Consider the following 15,976-nt stretch of genomic DNA (forward strand, 5'->3'; position numbering starts at 1 on the left):
GGAGCCTAGGCTTGGTCCACGATGACCTCCCTGTTCGACAGCCTGTCCCTGCCCGGGTTCGACCACGCCGCGAAGGACGACACCGCCCGCCTGCCGTCCACCGCCCCGCGCTGGGACGACGACGCCGCCGACCCGGGGTCCGGCGCGCCCGCGTGGGTGCGCGACGCCGCCGCGGAGGCGCACGACGGCGGACCGGGGGAGCGGCCTCGGGCGCGGGGGGCGTTCTCGCACCTGGACCCCGAGGCGCTCCTGGAGGGGCTGAACCCGCAGCAGCGGGCCGCCGTCGAGCACGCGGGCTCGCCACTGCTCATCGTCGCGGGCGCCGGGTCGGGCAAGACGCGGGTGCTCACGCACCGCATCGCCTACCTGCTGGCCACGGGCCGCGCGCGGGCGGGGGAGATCCTCGCGATCACGTTCACCAACAAGGCCGCCGCGGAGATGCGTGAGCGCGTGGAGCACCTGGTGGGCCCGGCCGGCGGGCGGATGTGGGTCTCGACCTTCCACTCCGCGTGCGTGCGGATCCTGCGCAAGGAGGCCAAGACCCTCGGCCTGCGCTCCAGCTTCTCCATCTACGACGCGGCGGACAGCCAGCGGCTCATCACGCTGGTCACGCGCGAGCTGGACCTGGACGCGAAGAAGTATCCGGCGCGCTCGCTGGCGCACAAGATCAGCGACCTCAAGAACGAGCTGATCGACCCCGAGACGTACGCGCAGAGCTCAGGCGCCGACGCCACGGAGGAAGGCTGGCGCGAGCGTGCCGCGCGCGCCGCGTCGTCGGGCTCGCTGCCGTCGCAGGCACCGGAGTTCGACACGGTGCTGGCGGACGTCTACCGGCGCTACCAGCAGCGCCTCGCGCAGGCGAACGCGCTCGACTTCGACGACATCATCATGACGACGGTGAACCTGCTGCAGGCGTTCCCGAACGTCGCCGAGCACTACCGCCGCCGCTTCCGGCACATCCTGGTGGACGAGTACCAGGACACCAACCACGCGCAGTACGTGCTGGTGCGCGAGCTGGCGGGCGCCACCGCCGACGGCCCCGGCGTCGACGGGCTCGACCCCGCCGAGCTCACCGTCGTCGGCGACGCCGACCAGTCGATCTACGCCTTCCGGGGCGCCACGATCCGCAACATCGTGGAGTTCGAGGAGGACTACCCGGACGCCACGACCATCCTGCTGGAGCAGAACTACCGCTCCACCCAGACGATCCTCACGGCCGCGAACGCCGTGATCTCGCGCAACCCGGACCGCAAGCCCAAGCGGCTGTGGACCGACGCCGGCGCGGGGGAGAAGATCGTCGGCTACGTGGCCGACGACGAGCACGGCGAGGCGCGGTTCGTCGCCGAGGAGATCGACCGTCTCGGCGACTCCGACGGCGTGCGACCGGGCGACGTCGCGGTCTTCTACCGCACCAACGCGCAGTCGCGCGCTCTGGAGGAGGTGCTGATCCGCGTCGGCCTGCCCTACAAGGTGGTGGGCGGCACGCGGTTCTACGAGCGCCGCGAGATCAAGGACGCCGTCGCCTACCTGCGGGCGCTGGCGAACCCGGACGACGACGTCAACCTGCGCCGGGTGCTCAACGTGCCCAAGCGGGGGCTGGGGGACAAGGCGGAGTCGCTGGTCGCGTCGTTCGCGGACCGGGAGCGGATCTCGTTCGGCGCGGCGCTCGAGCGCGCCGACGAGATCGGCGGCATGACCTCCCGCACGCTCAAGCCCCTCCTGGCGTTCCGCGACATGATGCGCGAGCTGCGCGCGCTCGTCGACGACGGCGAGCCGCCCGCCACGATCCTCGGCGCCGTCCTCGACCGCACGGGCTACCTCGCCGAGCTGCGCGCGTCCGACGACCCGCAGGACGCGTCCCGCGTCGAGAATCTCGCCGAGCTGCACGCCGTCGCGGCGGAGTTCAGCGAGCTGGACCCGGAGGGCGACCTGGCCGACTTCCTCGAGCGGGTGTCGCTCGTGGCCGACGCCGACCAGATCCCCGACGAGGACGTGGCCGACGGCGTGGCGGAGCAGGAGCCCAAGGAGGACCAGGGCGTCGTCACGCTCATGACGCTGCACACCGCGAAGGGCCTGGAGTTCCCGGTCGTCTTCCTCACCGGCATGGAGGACGGCACGTTCCCGCACATGCGGTCGCTGCACGACGACTCCGAGCTCGCCGAGGAGCGGCGGCTGGCGTACGTCGGGATCACGAGGGCGCGGCAGCGGCTGTACATCAGCCGGTCGGCCGTGCGGTCGGCGTGGGGCTCGCCCAACGAGTTCCCGCCCAGCCGGTTCCTCGAAGAGGTCCCCGACGAGCTGTGGGACTGGCGGCGGCGCGAGTCGTCGACCCAGTACCTGCGCCGCGGAGGCTCTGCCTGGGGCGGGCCGGCGCGCGGCGGGACTCGGGGCAGCTCGTCCGGTGGCGGCACCTGGTCGCCCCAGCGGAGGTCGCCGTCCGAGGGCGTCGGCGGTCGGATCGGGCGCCCGAAGGACGCGGGCGCGACGGCGGGCACGGGCGCGACGTTCGGCTCGGCCACCCCGCGCAAGGACGCGGACGTCCCCTCCCTCGACGTCGGCGACAAGGTGACGCACGACGCCTACGGGCTGGGCACGGTCGTGTCGCTGGAGGGCAGCGGCCCCAACGCCGTCGCGCGGATCGACTTCGGCGCGGACGGCACGAAGCGGCTGCTGCTGCGGTACTCGCCGGTCACGAAGCTCTGACGCTCGCCGGGCACGCTCCCGTCGTCGCTGGCATGGTGGCCGTGTGCTGCTCGACGCCAGGACGCTGCGCGGGCTCGCCGACGGGACGGTGACGCACACCTACCGCCGGTGGGCGGTGGTGCGCGTGCACGCCGGGTCGACGATGCGCACGCGCGTCGGCGTCGTCGAGGTGACGTCGGTGGACCCCGTGGCCCTGGAGAGCGTCGACGACGCCGACGCCCGGGGCGCGGGGTTCCGCTCGGGGGCCACGGCGCGCGCCTGGATCGAGCGGCGCGGCGAGGGCGAGCTGTACCGGGTGGGCCTGCGGCTGGCGGGCCCGGACCCGAGGGTCGCGCTGCGGGAGGACGACGACCTCGACGCCGCGGCCGTGGACGCGATCCGTGCCCGGCTCGCCCGCATGGACCGCGCCGCCCCGGAGCCGTGGACCCGCACCTACCTGGACCTGATCGCGGCGCGGCCGGCCGTCGTCGCGCGCACCCTCGCGGCGGACGTCGGGATGGAGCGCGACCCGTTCAAGATCCGCGTCCGCCGCCTCAAGGAGCTGGGCCTCACCGAGAGCCTCGACGTCGGCTACCGCCTCTCGCCGCGAGGCCGCGCCTACCTGGCGGCCACCGCGGAGCCGCAGGGCGCGGGCCCGGCAGAGTGAGTGCCGGGATCCGTCAGGCCGCGCGCGGCTCCTGCTCGGCGGCAGCGCGGAGGGCGGCGACGTCGCTCCCGGCGTCGTGCAGCGCGGCCTCGAGGATCCGGCCGCCGGGGCAGTCGGCGCGCAGCACGCCGAGCAGCAGGTGCCGGTCGTCGATCCCCTTGTCGCCGAGGCGGATCGCCTCGCGCAGCGACAGCTCGAGCGCCTTGCGGGCGTCGGCGGTGAACGGCCAGTGCTTGCGCCGTCGCGTGCCCCGCCGGGCGGCCCGGTCGAGCGCTCCCGCGCCGAAGGTCTCGTCGGCGCGCCGGCTGACCTCGTCGAGGTCGATCCCGACCGCGGCCAGGGCCTCGGCGTCGAGCACCTCGCCGCGGCGGACGGCGTCGCGCGCGAGAGTGGCGACGTCGTCGGGCCGGAGCCCGCAGGCCTCGAGCGCGGCCGGCGCGTGCCCCGTGCCCGAGGCGAGCGTGACCACCAGGTGCCGGGTGTCGATCGACTCGGAGCGCTCCTGCTCCGCCACCTCGACGGCGCCCTGCACCGCGGCGCGCGCGTCCTTGGTGAACCTCTCGAACATCAGATCCTCCTGCCGTGCTTCTTGTGGACCGCCTGCTTGCTCACGCCGAGCGCGTCGGCGACGTCCTGCCACGACCAGCCGAGCTGTCGCGCGCGCTCCACCTGGAGCGTCTCGAGCCGGTCCGCCAGGTCGCGCAGCGCGCGGACGGCGCGGAGCCCTTCCGTGGGGTCGTCGCCGGCGGCTGCGCCGACGAGCGTCTTCTCCGTCATGCCGTCAATTGTGGTTGACGCCGGGACGACTGTCAACCTTGGTTGACGTGGCCGGGACGGAGTTGTCAGAGCCACGTCGAGGTATAGGTGGTCCTGAGTCTGACAACTCGGGTGGCGGCATGTGGGATCGGTCACCTGTGGCCGGGGATTGCAGGGCCGCGGTTCCCGGCGTCGTGCGGCTCGGACTACCCTGTTCGGGGATGTCTTGATGTCGAGACATCCGTTCGTGCCGGCCTCTGCCGACCCAGGGGCACCACCGATGGAAGGACGCAGCAGGGTGGACCTGTTCGAATACCAGGCTCGCGACATCTTCGAGAAGCACGGCGTGCCCGTGCTCGGCGGCGTCGTCGCGACGACGCCCGAAGAGGCTCGCGCGGGTGCAGAGAAGCTCGGCGGCGGGACCGTCGTCGTCAAGGCCCAGGTGAAGACCGGCGGCCGCGGCAAGGCCGGCGGCGTGAAGCTCGCCCACTCCCCGGCGGAGGCCGAGGAGAAGGCCACCGAGATCCTCGGGATGGACATCAAGGGCCACACGGTCCACCGCGTGATGATCGCGCAGGGCGCCAAGATCGCCGAGGAGTTCTACTTCTCCGTGCTCCTGGACCGCGCGAACCGCAACTACCTCGCCATGTGCTCCGTCGAGGGCGGCATGGAGATCGAGCAGCTCGCCGTCGAGCGCCCCGAGGCCCTCGCCCGCGTCGCCGTCGACCCGATCGTGGGCATCGACGAGGCGAAGGCGCGCGAGATCGTCGACGCCGCGAACTTCGCCGAGGAGCTCAAGGCCCCCGTCGCCGACGTCATCCAGAAGCTCTGGACCGTCTTCACGGCCGAGGACGCCACGCTCGTCGAGGTGAACCCGCTGGTCCGCACCGAGGACGGCGCGATCGTCGCCCTCGACGGCAAGGTCACGCTGGACGACAACGCCTCCGAGGTGCGTCACCCGGACCACGAGGCGCTCGAGGACAAGGCCGCGGCGGACCCGCTGGAGGCCAAGGCCAAGGAGAACGGCCTCAACTACGTCAAGCTCGACGGCGAGGTCGGCATCATCGGCAACGGCGCGGGCCTCGTGATGAGCACCCTCGACGTCGTCGCCTACGCCGGCGAGGCGCACGGCGGCGTGAAGCCCGCCAACTTCCTCGACATCGGCGGCGGCGCGAACGCCACCGTCATGGCGAACGGTCTCGACGTCATCCTCAGCGACCCGCAGGTCAAGAGCGTGTTCGTCAACGTCTTCGGCGGCATCACCGCCTGCGACGAGGTCGCCAAGGGCATCGTCGGCGCGCTGGAGATCCTCGGCGACGAGGCCAGCAAGCCGCTGGTCGTGCGCCTGGACGGCAACAACGTGGACCTCGGCCGCGCCATCCTGCGCGAGGCGAACCACCCGCTCGTCACCCTCGCCGAGACCATGGACGGCGGCGCCGACAAGGCCGCCGAGCTGGCCAACGCCTGACCCGCCGCCGGACCGCAGAGAGCAGAGAACACCAGAGCCATGTCGATCTACCTCAACAAGGACTCGAAGATCATCGTCCAGGGCATCACCGGCGGGATGGGTGCCAAGCACACCGCCCTGATGCTCGACTCCGGCGCGCAGATCGTGGGCGGCGTGAACGCCCGCAAGGCCGGCACCACCGTGACCCACAAGGACCACGAGGGCAACGACGTCACCCTCCCCGTCTTCGGCACCGTCAAGGAGGCCATGGCGGAGACCGGCGCGAACGTGTCGGTCCTGTTCGTGCCGCCGGCGTTCACCAAGGACGCGGCGATCGAGGCCGTCGACGCCGAGATGCCGCTGATCGTCGTCATCACCGAGGGCGTCCCGGTGCAGGACTCGGCCGAGGTCTTCGCCTACCTCCAGGGCAAGAAGACCCGCATGATCGGCCCGAACTGCCCCGGCATCATCACGCCGGGCGAGTCGCTCGCCGGCATCACCCCGCACACCATCACGGGCAAGGGCCCGATCGGCCTCGTGTCGAAGTCGGGCACCCTGACCTACCAGATGATGTACGAGCTGAAGGACCTCGGGTTCTCCACCGCCATCGGCATCGGCGGCGACCCGGTCATCGGTACCACGCACATCGACGCGCTCGAGGCCTTCGAGAACGACCCGGAGACCCAGGCGATCGTCATGATCGGCGAGATCGGCGGCGACGCCGAGGAGCGCGCCGCGGCCTACATCAAGGAGCACGTGACGAAGCCGGTCGTCGGCTACGTCGCCGGCTTCACCGCCCCCGAGGGCAAGACGATGGGCCACGCCGGCGCCATCGTCTCCGGCTCGGCGGGCACCGCGCAGGCGAAGAAGGAGGCCCTCGAGGCCGTGGGCGTGAAGGTCGGCAAGACGCCGTCCGAGACTGCTCAGCTCATGCGCGACATCCTCGCGTCGCTCTGACCTGACGCGACGCCCGACGGCGCTCGTCCCTGCCGGGGGCGGGCGCCGTCGTCGTGTCTGCGGGGTTCTGCCCGGGGAGCGGGTGACGATGGGCCGGTGAGCGCACCACCCGGCACCCGACCCGCCCGCACCGCCCGGACCGTCGACGGCGACGGGCCCGCGCGGCGCCTCGGGCGGGGGAGCGAGCGGTTCGCCGCCGCGACGTCGGGCGCCTGGGCGACCGTGCAGGGCGTCGTGCTGTCTGGGGCGGTCGTCGTGCTGCTCGCCGTCGTCGGGGTGCTGGGCGCTTCTCCCGACTCCGCGTGGACCGGTGCGGTCGGCGTCGCCACGGGGCTGTGGCTGCTGGGGCACGGGGTGCCGGTCGACGCCGGCTCCGGCGTGATCACGCTGGTGCCGCTCGGGATCGGTGCTCTCGCCGTGTTCACCACGTACGTGTCCGTGAAGCGGTCCGCGCTGCCCACGCTGGCCGCCTGGGTCGCGGCGACCGTGACCTACGCGGCCGCGACCGTCGCCCTCGCCGCCGCGACCGCGGGCGTGGCGGGCGGCGACGGGCTCGCAGCCGCGGCGCCCCGGCTGGCCCTGGCGGCGCTCGGCGGCGCCGTCGTGGGCGGGGCGGGGACCGCGCTCGGCATCCTCGTCCCGCCGGACCGGCCCGAGGTGGTCGTCCCCGGTGGGTTCCTCGACCGCGTGGTGCCCGACGTCGCGCGGCTCGGCCTGCAGGCGGGCACGGTCGCGGTCCTCGCGCTGACCGGCGTGGGCGCGGCGCTCACGCTCGTGTGGGTCGTGGCGGGGCGGGCGACGTCGGAGGACGTGGTCGCCGGCCTCGACCCGGGTTGGATCGGCGGCGTCGTGTTCGCCGTCGCACAGCTCGCGCTGCTGCCCAACCTCGTGCTCTGGGCGACGTCGTGGGTGGCCGGCACCGGGTTCGCCGTCGGGCAGGGCACCCTGTACGCCCCGGGCGGCACCGAGACGGGCCCGCTGCCGGCCGTGCCCCTGCTGGGCGCCCTGCCCGGTCCCGACTGGTCCGGCCCGACGGCGACCGTCCCCGGCCCGCTGGCGGTCGTCGCGTGCGGCGCGCTCGCGGGCTGGTTCGCCTGGCGGCGGCTCGACCCCGACCGCGTGCGCTGGGCCGACCTGGCCCAGGTGCTCGCGGGAGTGGTAGCCCTCGCGGGGGTCGTGACCGGGCTGCTGCAGTGGTGGGCCGGGGGCGCGGTGGGCGCCGGCCGGCTGGCGCAGGTGGGCGCGGACCCGCTGCTCACGGCCGCGGTCGTGGCCGTCGAGGTCGGCGTGGGGGCGGCGGTCGTGCTGGCGGCCGCGCACGCGCAGGTCGGCGCGCGCTGGCGCCGGGAGTAGGCCGGCGGCCCTTCGCGGAAGCGACGGGCGGCGGGAGGGCGCGGGTAGGGTGACGTCGTGCAGACCCCGTCCGGCCACCCTGTCGCGTCCACGTCCACCCAGGGCACGGCCCAGGCCCGGCTCGTCGTCCTGGCCTCCGGCGGCGGCTCCAACCTCGCGGCGCTGCTCGCCGCCCACGACGACGCCGCCTACGGCGCCCGCGTCGTCGGCGTCGTCTCCGACAAGCCCGGCGCCGGGGCGCTCGACCTGGCCCGCGACGCCGGCGTGGCGTCCGTCGTCGTCGCCCCGCAGGACTTCGACGACCGCCCGGCCTGGAACGACGGTGTGGCCGAGGCCGTCGCCGTCTTCCGGCCCGACTACGTGGTGCTCGCCGGCTTCATGCGGATCCTGGCGCCCTCGTTCGTGGAGCGGTTCGCGGGCCGGATCGTCAACACGCACCCCGCGCTGCTGCCGTCGTTCCCCGGCGCGCACGGCGTGCGCGACGCCCTCGCCTACGGCGTGAAGGTCACCGGGTGCACCGTGCACGTCGTCGACGCCGGCGTCGACACCGGCCCGATCCTCGCGCAGGCCACCGTGCCTGTGCTCGACGGTGACGACGAGACGTCCCTGCACGAGCGGATCAAGGTCGCCGAGCGCGCCCTGCTCGTCGAGACCGTCGGCCGCGTGGCGCGCGAGGGGCTGCGCGTCGACGGGCGTCGCGCCGTCGTCGGCTGACGGCGGCCGTCGCCGCGGGGGCGTCAGACGGTCGGCTCGCGGGCGGTCTCGCCGCTGACGTCGTCGCGCGGGCCGAAGGCGCTCAGCACCTGGTAGACCTCCCGAGCGACGGCGGGCTCGTCGCGCGCGGCCTGGTGGCTCCGGTCGGCCCAACGACTCAGCAGCTCGGCGATCTCGAGCGCCATCTGGTCGGCCTCCTCCTTCGTGAGCAGCATGGTCAGGAGCATGAACTGCCGCTTGGCGGCGTCGTCGTCGCCGTCGTGGTGCGCGAAGACGTCAGCCGTCCACTGCAGCGCGGGGCGGACGATCGCCTCCCCGGCGCCGGGGGAGTCCGACTTCACGCGGTAGCTCTGCGCCACGTTGGTCCAGACCCGGTCGCGCTTGTCGCGCGCGTGCTCGGGCGCCTCGACGATCATCCCGGCCTTGGCGAGCACGCGGAGGTGGAAGCTCACCGAGTTGGCGGGCTGCCCTATCGCTTCGGCGAGGTCGGCGGCGCGGGCGTGCTCGAGCACCGAGAGCTGCATGAGGATCCGCTGCCGCACGGGGTGGGCGAGGGCGCGGAGCGCCTCCGGCTCGGTGATCTCCATCGTCTCCTGCACGCCTGCGAGCGTACCAACATCTCGCACCATCTGTTGCGCACTGACTATTGCGCAACAGATGGTGCGGGTCTACCGTCGTGCTCATGACCGACACCCAGGTCGCCGCGCCGTCGTCAACCGCGAGCGAGCCCGCCACCGTCGACGCGACCGAGCCGCTCGCGCCCCTGCGCCGCAACCGTCCGTACGTCCTGCTGATGTCGGGGCTCACGACGCAGTCGTTGGGCGGCGGCGTCGCCAGGTTCGCCGTGCCGCTGCTGGCGCTCGGGCTCACCGGGTCGGCTGCGGCCGCCGGCGTGATCGCGGCGGTGGGTCAGGTGGGGGCGCTCGTAGCCACGCTGCCTGCTGGCGTCGTCGCCGACCGCACGGACCGCCGTCGCCTGGTCGTCGTCGCCGCGTCGGCGGCCGCCGTCCTGTGGGCCTCCGCCGTCGTCGCCGCGGCGCTGGGGGCCCTGACGGCGTGGCACCTCGCGGCCGTGCTGTGTGGGTCCGCCGTCGCCGCGGCGTTCCTCGACCCGGCGATCAGCGGCGCCTTCCGGGCGGTGGTGCCGACCGCACAGCTGCCTACCGCCTATGCCACCGCGCAGGGCCGGGACGCCGTCGCCGGCATCGCCGGCGGGCCGGTGGGCGGCCTGCTCTACGGCGTCGCTGCGTCGCTGCCGCTGGTGGGCGCAGTCGTCGGGCACGCCGCGACGGCGGTGTGCGCGTGGTTCGTGCGTGCGCCGCTGAACGACGACGTGTCCGAGGCGCGGGCGACCCGGCCGCTCGGCGCCCTGCGGGAGGGGCTGCGGTTCGTGTGGGCCGTGCCGCTCTTCCGGGCGAGCCTCGGCCTGTTCGTCGCGGTGAACGTGGCGGTCAACGGCATGCTCGTCGGGATCAATCTCGAGCTCGCGCGCACCGGCACCCCGCCTGTCCTCATCGGCGTCGTCGGCACCGTGGCGGCCGGTGCGATGCTGCTGGGCGCGTTCGGAGCCCCGGCCCTTGTCGCGCGGTTGCGCCTCGGTGCGCTGACGGTGCTGGCGCTCGTGCCGATCGTGCTCGCGTTCGTGGGCATGGCCCTGCTCCAGACCTATGCCGCCTACGTGGTGCTCGTCGGCCTGGGCATGCTCGTCGTGCCAGCGGTGAACTCGGCCATGGCCGGCTACACCGCGGCGATCACGCCCGACCGGATGCAGGGGCGCCTCGCCTCCGTGCTCGGGCTCAGCGGGGTGGCGGCGATGCCGCTGGCTCCGCTGGTCGGCGGCACCCTGCTCGAGGTCGGCGGTATCGGCGTGGTGCTGTGGACCCTCGTGGTGCTGCTCGCGGCGACGGTTGTGGGCCTGTGCCTGGTGCGCTCGCTGTGGCGGGTCGGCACGCCGGACACCTGGGCCGACGACGCCCTCCCGATGCCCGCCGAGTGATCCGACGAGCTGTCAGGGCCACGCGCATGTTTCCATCACCGTGGCCCCGACAGGTCGGGTCAGACGGCCGACCAGCCGCCGTCCGACGCGAGGATCGCGCCGTTGAGGTTCACGGCGTCCGTGGACAGCAGGAACGTGATCGACGCGGCGAGGTGCTCCGCCGTGGCGATGCCGGGGATGTTGCCCATGTAGCGACCCAGCCGCGCGCCGCCGAACTCGGCCTGCGTCGGCACCTGGATGCCGGTCGCGACCCCGCCCGGGGCGACGGCGTTCACCTGCACGCCGGTGCCCGCGTACATGACCGCGGACGACTTGGTGAGGCCGACGACGGCGTGCTTGGACGCCGTGTACGCGGCACCCGCCGCGGACCCGCGCAGGCCCGCCTCCGACGCGACGTTCACGATGCGCCCGCGGCCTGCGGCGAGCATCCCGGGCAGCACCGCGCGCATGAGGCGCATGGTGCCGTCGACGTTCACGCGCATGACGCGCTCCCACGTCGCGTCGGTGAGCTCGTGCACCGCGCCCATGTCGTCCATGATCCCGGCGACGTTGGCGAGGGCGTCGACCCGGTCGCCGGCGGCGCGCACGATCTCCTCGACCGACTCGGCCGACGTGATGTCGCCCGCGACGGCGACGACCTCGGCGCCCGGCGCGACGCCGGACAGCGACGCCGCGAGCTCGTCCAGCTTCTCCTTCGCCAGGTCGACGGCGACGACCCGGCCGCCCTCGCGCGCCACGCGGGACGCGACGGCGCGGCCGATGCCGGAGGCGGCACCGGTGACGACGACGGTCTGGCCGGCGAACCGGCCCGGCGTGACCTGCTCGGCCCAGGGCTCGGGTGAGCCGCCCTTGCCGGGGGAGTCGGCGCCGTCGGCGTCGTCCGGCGCCTGCTCGCGGTACGCGGCGACGAGGCCGTCCATCATCTCGGCGGGGAACTGGCCGTTCGACAGCGCGACGAGCTGCTCGAGCGGGAGGTTGCGGGCCGGGGCGAGCGCCTCGGCCGACGCGCCGGCCTGCTCGAGGACGGTGCCGAGGATGCGGCCTCCGACGGGGTGGTCGAGCCACTCGCCGACGGTCGAGGATGCGGACAGGGCCATGGTGCTCTCCTTGCTGGACGGTCCCTCACGGGCGGTCGTTCTCACCGGACTACTAACCGGACAACACTGTCCGGTTGGTAGTCTATTCCGGTGCCCACCGCCCGGAGCAACCCCCGCCCCTCCACCCGGAGCAACCCTGGCCCCGCGGCCGCGGCCCGCAACCGCGCGGCGCTCGTGGCGGCGGCGCACGCCGTCTTCGCCGAGTCCGGCACGGCCGCGCCGCTGAGCTCGGTCGCCCGCCGCGCGGGCGTGGGGCAGGGCAGCCTCTACCGGCACTTCCCCGACCGCGTCTCGCTCGTGGCGGCCGTCGTCGAGGAGAACGTGGCCGCGCTGGAGGCGGCCTCGGCCGCGGGCGCCACGCTGCCGGAGCTCCTCGGGCTCGTGACGCGGCACGCCATCGAGTCCGTCGGGGTCGTCGACCTGCTGGTCGAGGACCGTCCGGGCCGGATGCTGGAGCTGCGCGAGCGCGTCGCCGCCGTGCTCGCCGCGCACCGCGACGCGGCGCTCGCGGCCGGCCAGGTGCCCGCCGGCACCACCGTCGAGGACCTCATGCTCGGCGTCGAGCTCGTGGCCGGGGCGCTCACCCGGCGCCCCGCGCCCGACCGCGCGGACACCGCCGTCCGGGCCTGGCGGCTGCTCGGCATGGACGTCGCGCTGCCGTGACTCTCCCCGACGACGTTCGGTAGACTCGCCGCGGCCGTGACTGGCGAGGGTGGGTCACCACCGGGGAGCGGCCGACACGTCCCGCCATGCGCGCCGCCCGCCTGGGTGCGAGGGTCTTTCCGCGAGAACCCGCCCGAGGAGAAGACACTCATGTCCGGTGCCCCCACCGCCCCCGACGTCCAGCTCGCCGACGACGCCCAGCGCCCCGTGCGCCGCGCGCTGCTCAGCGTCTACGACAAGACCGGCCTGATCGAGCTCGCCACCGCCCTGCACGCCGCGGGCGTGGAGCTCGTCTCGACCGGCTCCACGGCCTCGAGGATCGCCGACGCCGGCGTGCCCGTCACGCGCGTCGAGGAGCTCACCGGCTTCCCGGAGTGCCTCGAGGGGCGCGTCAAGACGCTGCACCCGCGCGTGCACGCCGGCATCCTGGCCGACACCCGCAAGGCCGACCACCTCGCCCAGCTCGCCGACCTCGGCATCGAGACCTTCGAGCTCGTCGTCGTGAACCTGTACCCGTTCGCGGCCACGGTCGCGTCGGGCGCCGGCCCTGACGAGGTCGTCGAGCAGATCGACATCGGCGGGCCGTCCATGGTCCGCGCCGCGGCGAAGAACCACCCGAGCGTCGCCGTCGTCGTCGACCCGGCGCGGTACGACGACGTCGTCGCCGCGGTCCGGGGCGGCGGCTTCACGTTCGCCCAGCGCAAGCGCCTCGCGGCCGCCGCGTTCGCGCACACCGCGCAGTACGACGTCGCCGTGGCCTCCTGGTTCGCCAGCGTGTACGCGCCCGACGAGACCGCGGTCGAGTCGCGCATGCCCGACGTCGCCGGCGCGGCGTTCGAGCGCGCCGCCGTGCTGCGCTACGGCGAGAACCCGCACCAGAAGGCCGCGCTGTACACGCGGACCGACGGCGGCACCGGCCTCGCCCAGGCGACCCAGCTGCACGGCAAGGCGATGAGCTACAACAACTACGTGGACGCCGACGCCGCCTGGCGCGCCGCGCACGACCACGAGGCCCCCGCGGTGGCGGTCATCAAGCACGCCAACCCGTGTGGCATCGCCGTCGGCGAGGACATCGCGCAGGCGCACGCCCGCGCGCACGCCACCGACCCCGTGTCGGCGTACGGCGGCGTCATCGCGGCCAACCGGGTGATCACGAAGGCCGCGGCGGAGCAGATCGCGCCCGTGTTCACCGAGGTGGTCGTGGCCCCGGGCTTCGAGCCCGAGGCGCTCGAGATCCTCCAGGCCAAGAAGAACGTGCGCCTGCTCGTCGTCGACACCCCGCCGCACGCCGTCGCCGAGAACCGTCCGATCTCCGGCGGCATGCTCGTCCAGGAGGTCGACCGGTTCCAGGCCGAGGGCGACGACCCCGCGTCGTGGACCCTCGCCGCCGGCGAGGCCGCCGACGAGGCGACGCTCGCCGACCTCGCGTTCGCGTGGAAGGCCGTCCGCGCCGCCAAGTCCAACGCCATCCTGCTCGCCGCCGACGGCGCCGCCGTCGGCATCGGCATGGGCCAGGTCAACCGGGTCGACTCCTGCCGCCTGTCCGTCGAGCGCGCGAACTCCCTCGCCCAGGGGCAGGAGCGGGCGCGCGGCGCGGTCGCCGCGTCCGACGCGTTCTTCCCGTTCGCCGACGGCCTGCAGGTGCTGCTCGACGCCGGCGTCCGCGCCGTCGTCCAGCCCGGCGGGTCCATCCGCGACGCCGAGGTGATCGAGGCCGCCCAGGCCGCCGGCGTGACGATGTACCTCACCGGGACGCGCCACTTCGCGCACTGACGCTCCGCGCCAGGCCCGCTCACGAATCGAGCGTGCTGACTTGTTCCTCACACTGGCCGTTTGAGGAACGAGTCAGCACGCTCGTCGCGTCAGGCAGGGTCGGCGACAGCGGACTTCAGGCGGACGGCGGGGTCGGTGGCCCGAGCGAGGTCCAGGCGCAGCGGCTCGCCGCGGCTCATGAGGCGCCGGACGCCGCCGACGTCGCGCGGCGAGTCGACGAGCAGGACGGCGCGGACGGTCGCGACGCCGTCGGGCGCGCGGTCCGCCTCGGGCGTCTCGGCCGGGTCCAGGTAGAGCGCCGCCCACGGGCCGTCGCCGGGGGTGCCGCGGAGCACCACGGGGGAGTCGGGCGCGGGCAGGCCGAGCAGCGCCAGGTCGTGACCGAGCTGCTGCGAGAAGACGTAGGGCGCGTGGCCCGCGCCGGCCGGCTCGACGCCGGACCCGACGTCGAGCATCGCTCGTACGGTGGGGTCCGGGTCGTGCAGCGCGGCCGACCAGTGCCCGCCGGGCACGGTGCCGAACACCGGGTGCGCGCGTGACGCGACGTCGCCCACCGCCCAGACGCGCGGGTGGCCGGGCACGCGCCCGTCGCCGTCCACGAGCAGCGCGCCGCGTGGGTCGAGCGGCAGGGTGCCCGCGAGCCAGCCCGACGCCGGCCGGGCACCGACCGCGGTGAGCACCAGGTCCGCCGGCACGTGCTCGCCGCCGGCGAGGACGACGCCCGAGTCCTCCACCGCCGCCACCGCGGCGCCGGTGCTCAGCCGCACCCCGGCGTCCGCGTACCAGCCCGCGAGCAGCGCGCCGACGTCGGGACCGAGCTGGCGCGACAGCGGCGCGCCGGCCGCCTCGAGCACCGTGACGTCCGCGCCGGCGCCCGCCGCGACCCCGGCGACCTCGGCGCCGATCCAGCCCGCGCCCACGATCACCAGGCGCAGCCCGTCGCGCCCGCGCAGCGCCGACCGCAGACGGTCCGCGTCGGCGGCGGTGTGCAGCAGCGACGACGCGGCGAACCCCGGCGGCACGATCGGGACGGAGCCGACGGCGAGCACCACGGCGTCGGCCGCGACCTCGCCACGCCCGGTCGTGACGACGACGCCGTCGGGCCCCGCCGCGAGCCCGAGCGCCGGCTCGTCGAGCCGCACGTCGTCCGCCAGCGCCTCGACGTCGACGCCGAGGTCCGCGCTCAGCCACACCGGCTCGGGCCGCGTGAGGAGCTCCTTGGAGAGCGGCGGCCGGTCGTACGGGGGCACGCCCTCGGCGCCGAGCAGCGTGATCCGCCCGTCGAAGCCGTGCGTGCGCAGCGCGGCGACGGTCTGGGCGCCGGCCAGGCCGGCGCCCACCACGACGACGGAGCGAGGGACGGGGGAGGTGAGGGGCGTGGCGTCGGGGGTCGGGTCGGGCACGGCCTCACCGTAACCCTCGTCGGAACCCCGCGGGCGTGGAGGGCCGGCACCCGCCCCGGTCGCACGACGGTAGGCTCGGCTGCCGTGGATCCCCGTGCGCTGCCCGACCCTCCGCGTGACCCCGGAGGGACCGAGCCCGCGCCCGCGTGGCACTCGGTGGGGGCGAAGGGCGAGGAGCCCGCACGCACCCTGCCCGGCCCGGAGCGTGCCATCGTCACGGTGCTCAGCGGCATCGTGCTCGCCGTCGTCCTCGGGGTGCTGGTCGGCGCCCGCGTCGGCACCGGCACCATCGCGCTGACGCTCGCCGTGGCGGGCACCTGGCGCGCCACGTCGTCCACCGGGCCCGTCGGTCTCGTGGTGCGCAGCCGTGGCTTCGACGTCTTCCTGTGCTGGGGCGGCGCCGTCGTCATCGGCCTGCTCGCCCTCACGGCCCCCGGCCTGGGCTGAACCCCGCGCGGGCCGGACGGC

The 15,976-nt window shown here is 74.7% G+C and carries 15 protein-coding genes and 1 riboswitch; of the genes, 10 read left to right on the forward strand and 5 right to left on the reverse strand.

Annotated elements, in window-relative coordinates; translation table 11 throughout:
• The first annotated feature begins 21 nt into the window (after positions 1-21).
• Complete coding sequence (locus tag ACQP60_RS00995) at positions 22-2,703, forward strand: UvrD-helicase domain-containing protein (protein ID WP_429727959.1); 2,682 nt, start codon at positions 22-24, stop codon at positions 2,701-2,703.
• 43 nt (positions 2,704-2,746) lie between these two features.
• Entirely contained in the window at positions 2,747-3,349 is a 603-nt protein-coding gene (locus ACQP60_RS01000; protein ID WP_429727960.1) for an ASCH domain-containing protein, read from the forward strand.
• Between the two features lie 13 nt (positions 3,350-3,362).
• On the opposite strand, the gene ACQP60_RS01005 is transcribed toward ACQP60_RS01000, so the two are convergent.
• Together ACQP60_RS01005 and ACQP60_RS01010 are read right to left on the reverse strand one after the other, a co-directional pair.
• Complete coding sequence (locus ACQP60_RS01005) at positions 3,363-3,917, reverse strand: Clp protease N-terminal domain-containing protein (RefSeq protein WP_429727961.1); 555 nt, start codon at positions 3,915-3,917, stop codon at positions 3,363-3,365.
• Positions 3,917-4,126: an RNA polymerase subunit sigma-70 gene (locus ACQP60_RS01010; RefSeq protein ID WP_429727962.1), complete on the reverse strand. Its 210-nt coding sequence runs from the start codon at positions 4,124-4,126 to the stop codon at positions 3,917-3,919. The genes ACQP60_RS01005 and ACQP60_RS01010 overlap by 1 nt, the downstream gene beginning before the upstream one ends.
• 277 nt (positions 4,127-4,403) lie before the next feature.
• Here ACQP60_RS01010 and sucC point away from each other — a divergent pair, with 277 nt between their 5' ends.
• The 4 genes from sucC (at position 4,404) to purN (ending at position 8,576) form a co-directional block, all read left to right on the forward strand.
• Positions 4,404-5,573 (forward strand): ADP-forming succinate--CoA ligase subunit beta, encoded by a 1,170-nt coding sequence (gene sucC, locus ACQP60_RS01015; RefSeq protein WP_429727964.1) that lies wholly within the window; start codon positions 4,404-4,406, stop codon positions 5,571-5,573.
• Positions 5,574-5,612: 39 nt separating this feature from the next.
• Positions 5,613-6,509 carry a succinate--CoA ligase subunit alpha gene (gene sucD, locus ACQP60_RS01020; protein ID WP_429727965.1) on the forward strand — a complete coding sequence of 299 codons (897 nt, stop codon included), beginning with the start codon at positions 5,613-5,615 and terminating at the stop codon, positions 6,507-6,509.
• 96 nt (positions 6,510-6,605) lie between these two features.
• On the forward strand, positions 6,606-7,862 hold the full coding sequence (locus tag ACQP60_RS01025) for a cell division protein PerM (RefSeq protein WP_429727966.1): 1,257 nt from the start codon (positions 6,606-6,608) through the stop codon (positions 7,860-7,862).
• Positions 7,863-7,919: 57 nt separating this feature from the next.
• Positions 7,920-8,576, forward strand: coding sequence for a phosphoribosylglycinamide formyltransferase (gene purN / locus ACQP60_RS01030; protein WP_429727967.1), 657 nt, complete (start codon positions 7,920-7,922; stop codon positions 8,574-8,576).
• A 23-nt stretch (positions 8,577-8,599) separates the two neighbouring features.
• On the opposite strand, the gene ACQP60_RS01035 is transcribed toward purN, so the two are convergent.
• Positions 8,600-9,175 (reverse strand): ArsR/SmtB family transcription factor, encoded by a 576-nt coding sequence (locus tag ACQP60_RS01035; protein WP_429727968.1) that lies wholly within the window; start codon positions 9,173-9,175, stop codon positions 8,600-8,602.
• 83 nt (positions 9,176-9,258) lie between these two features.
• On the opposite strand from ACQP60_RS01035, the gene ACQP60_RS01040 reads away from it, so the two are divergent.
• Positions 9,259-10,572: an MFS transporter gene (locus ACQP60_RS01040; protein ID WP_429727969.1), complete on the forward strand. Its 1,314-nt coding sequence runs from the start codon at positions 9,259-9,261 to the stop codon at positions 10,570-10,572.
• Between the two features lie 59 nt (positions 10,573-10,631).
• Here ACQP60_RS01040 and ACQP60_RS01045 read toward each other — a convergent pair whose 3' ends face one another.
• Positions 10,632-11,669, reverse strand: a complete 1,038-nt coding sequence (locus ACQP60_RS01045; protein ID WP_429727970.1) for an SDR family NAD(P)-dependent oxidoreductase — start codon at positions 11,667-11,669, stop codon at positions 10,632-10,634.
• 90 nt (positions 11,670-11,759) lie between these two features.
• On the opposite strand from ACQP60_RS01045, the gene ACQP60_RS01050 reads away from it, so the two are divergent.
• Positions 11,760-12,332 (forward strand): helix-turn-helix domain-containing protein, encoded by a 573-nt coding sequence (locus tag ACQP60_RS01050; RefSeq protein ID WP_429727971.1) that lies wholly within the window; start codon positions 11,760-11,762, stop codon positions 12,330-12,332.
• 26 nt (positions 12,333-12,358) lie between these two features.
• A riboswitch (ZMP/ZTP riboswitch) is annotated at positions 12,359-12,446 on the forward strand.
• Positions 12,447-12,482: 36 nt separating this feature from the next.
• Positions 12,483-14,105 carry a bifunctional phosphoribosylaminoimidazolecarboxamide formyltransferase/IMP cyclohydrolase gene (gene purH / locus ACQP60_RS01055; protein WP_429727972.1) on the forward strand — a complete coding sequence of 541 codons (1,623 nt, stop codon included), beginning with the start codon at positions 12,483-12,485 and terminating at the stop codon, positions 14,103-14,105.
• A gap of 89 nt (positions 14,106-14,194) precedes the next feature.
• Here purH and ACQP60_RS01060 read toward each other — a convergent pair whose 3' ends face one another.
• Positions 14,195-15,508 carry an NAD(P)/FAD-dependent oxidoreductase gene (locus tag ACQP60_RS01060; RefSeq protein ID WP_429727973.1) on the reverse strand — a complete coding sequence of 438 codons (1,314 nt, stop codon included), beginning with the start codon at positions 15,506-15,508 and terminating at the stop codon, positions 14,195-14,197.
• Between the two features lie 84 nt (positions 15,509-15,592).
• Here ACQP60_RS01060 and ACQP60_RS01065 point away from each other — a divergent pair, with 84 nt between their 5' ends.
• Positions 15,593-15,955, forward strand: a complete 363-nt coding sequence (locus ACQP60_RS01065) for a DUF3017 domain-containing protein (protein ID WP_429727974.1) — start codon at positions 15,593-15,595, stop codon at positions 15,953-15,955.
• Positions 15,956-15,976: the final 21 nt, after the last annotated feature.

This window comes from Isoptericola variabilis (assembly GCF_050311655.1).
GTDB lineage: Bacteria > Actinomycetota > Actinomycetes > Actinomycetales > Cellulomonadaceae > Isoptericola > Isoptericola variabilis.

Coding starts and splice junctions, on each gene's coding strand:
- ACQP60_RS00995 (WP_429727959.1), top strand. CDS start 22: ATGACCTCCCTGTTCGACAGCCTGTCCCTGCCCGGGTTCGACCACGCC.
- ACQP60_RS01010 (WP_429727962.1), bottom strand. CDS start 4,126: ATGACGGAGAAGACGCTCGTCGGCGCAGCCGCCGGCGACGACCCCACG.
- ACQP60_RS01045 (WP_429727970.1), bottom strand. CDS start 11,669: ATGGCCCTGTCCGCATCCTCGACCGTCGGCGAGTGGCTCGACCACCCC.
- purH (WP_429727972.1), top strand. CDS start 12,483: ATGTCCGGTGCCCCCACCGCCCCCGACGTCCAGCTCGCCGACGACGCC.
- ACQP60_RS01005 (WP_429727961.1), bottom strand. CDS start 3,917: ATGTTCGAGAGGTTCACCAAGGACGCGCGCGCCGCGGTGCAGGGCGCC.
- sucD (WP_429727965.1), top strand. CDS start 5,613: ATGTCGATCTACCTCAACAAGGACTCGAAGATCATCGTCCAGGGCATC.
- ACQP60_RS01040 (WP_429727969.1), top strand. CDS start 9,259: ATGACCGACACCCAGGTCGCCGCGCCGTCGTCAACCGCGAGCGAGCCC.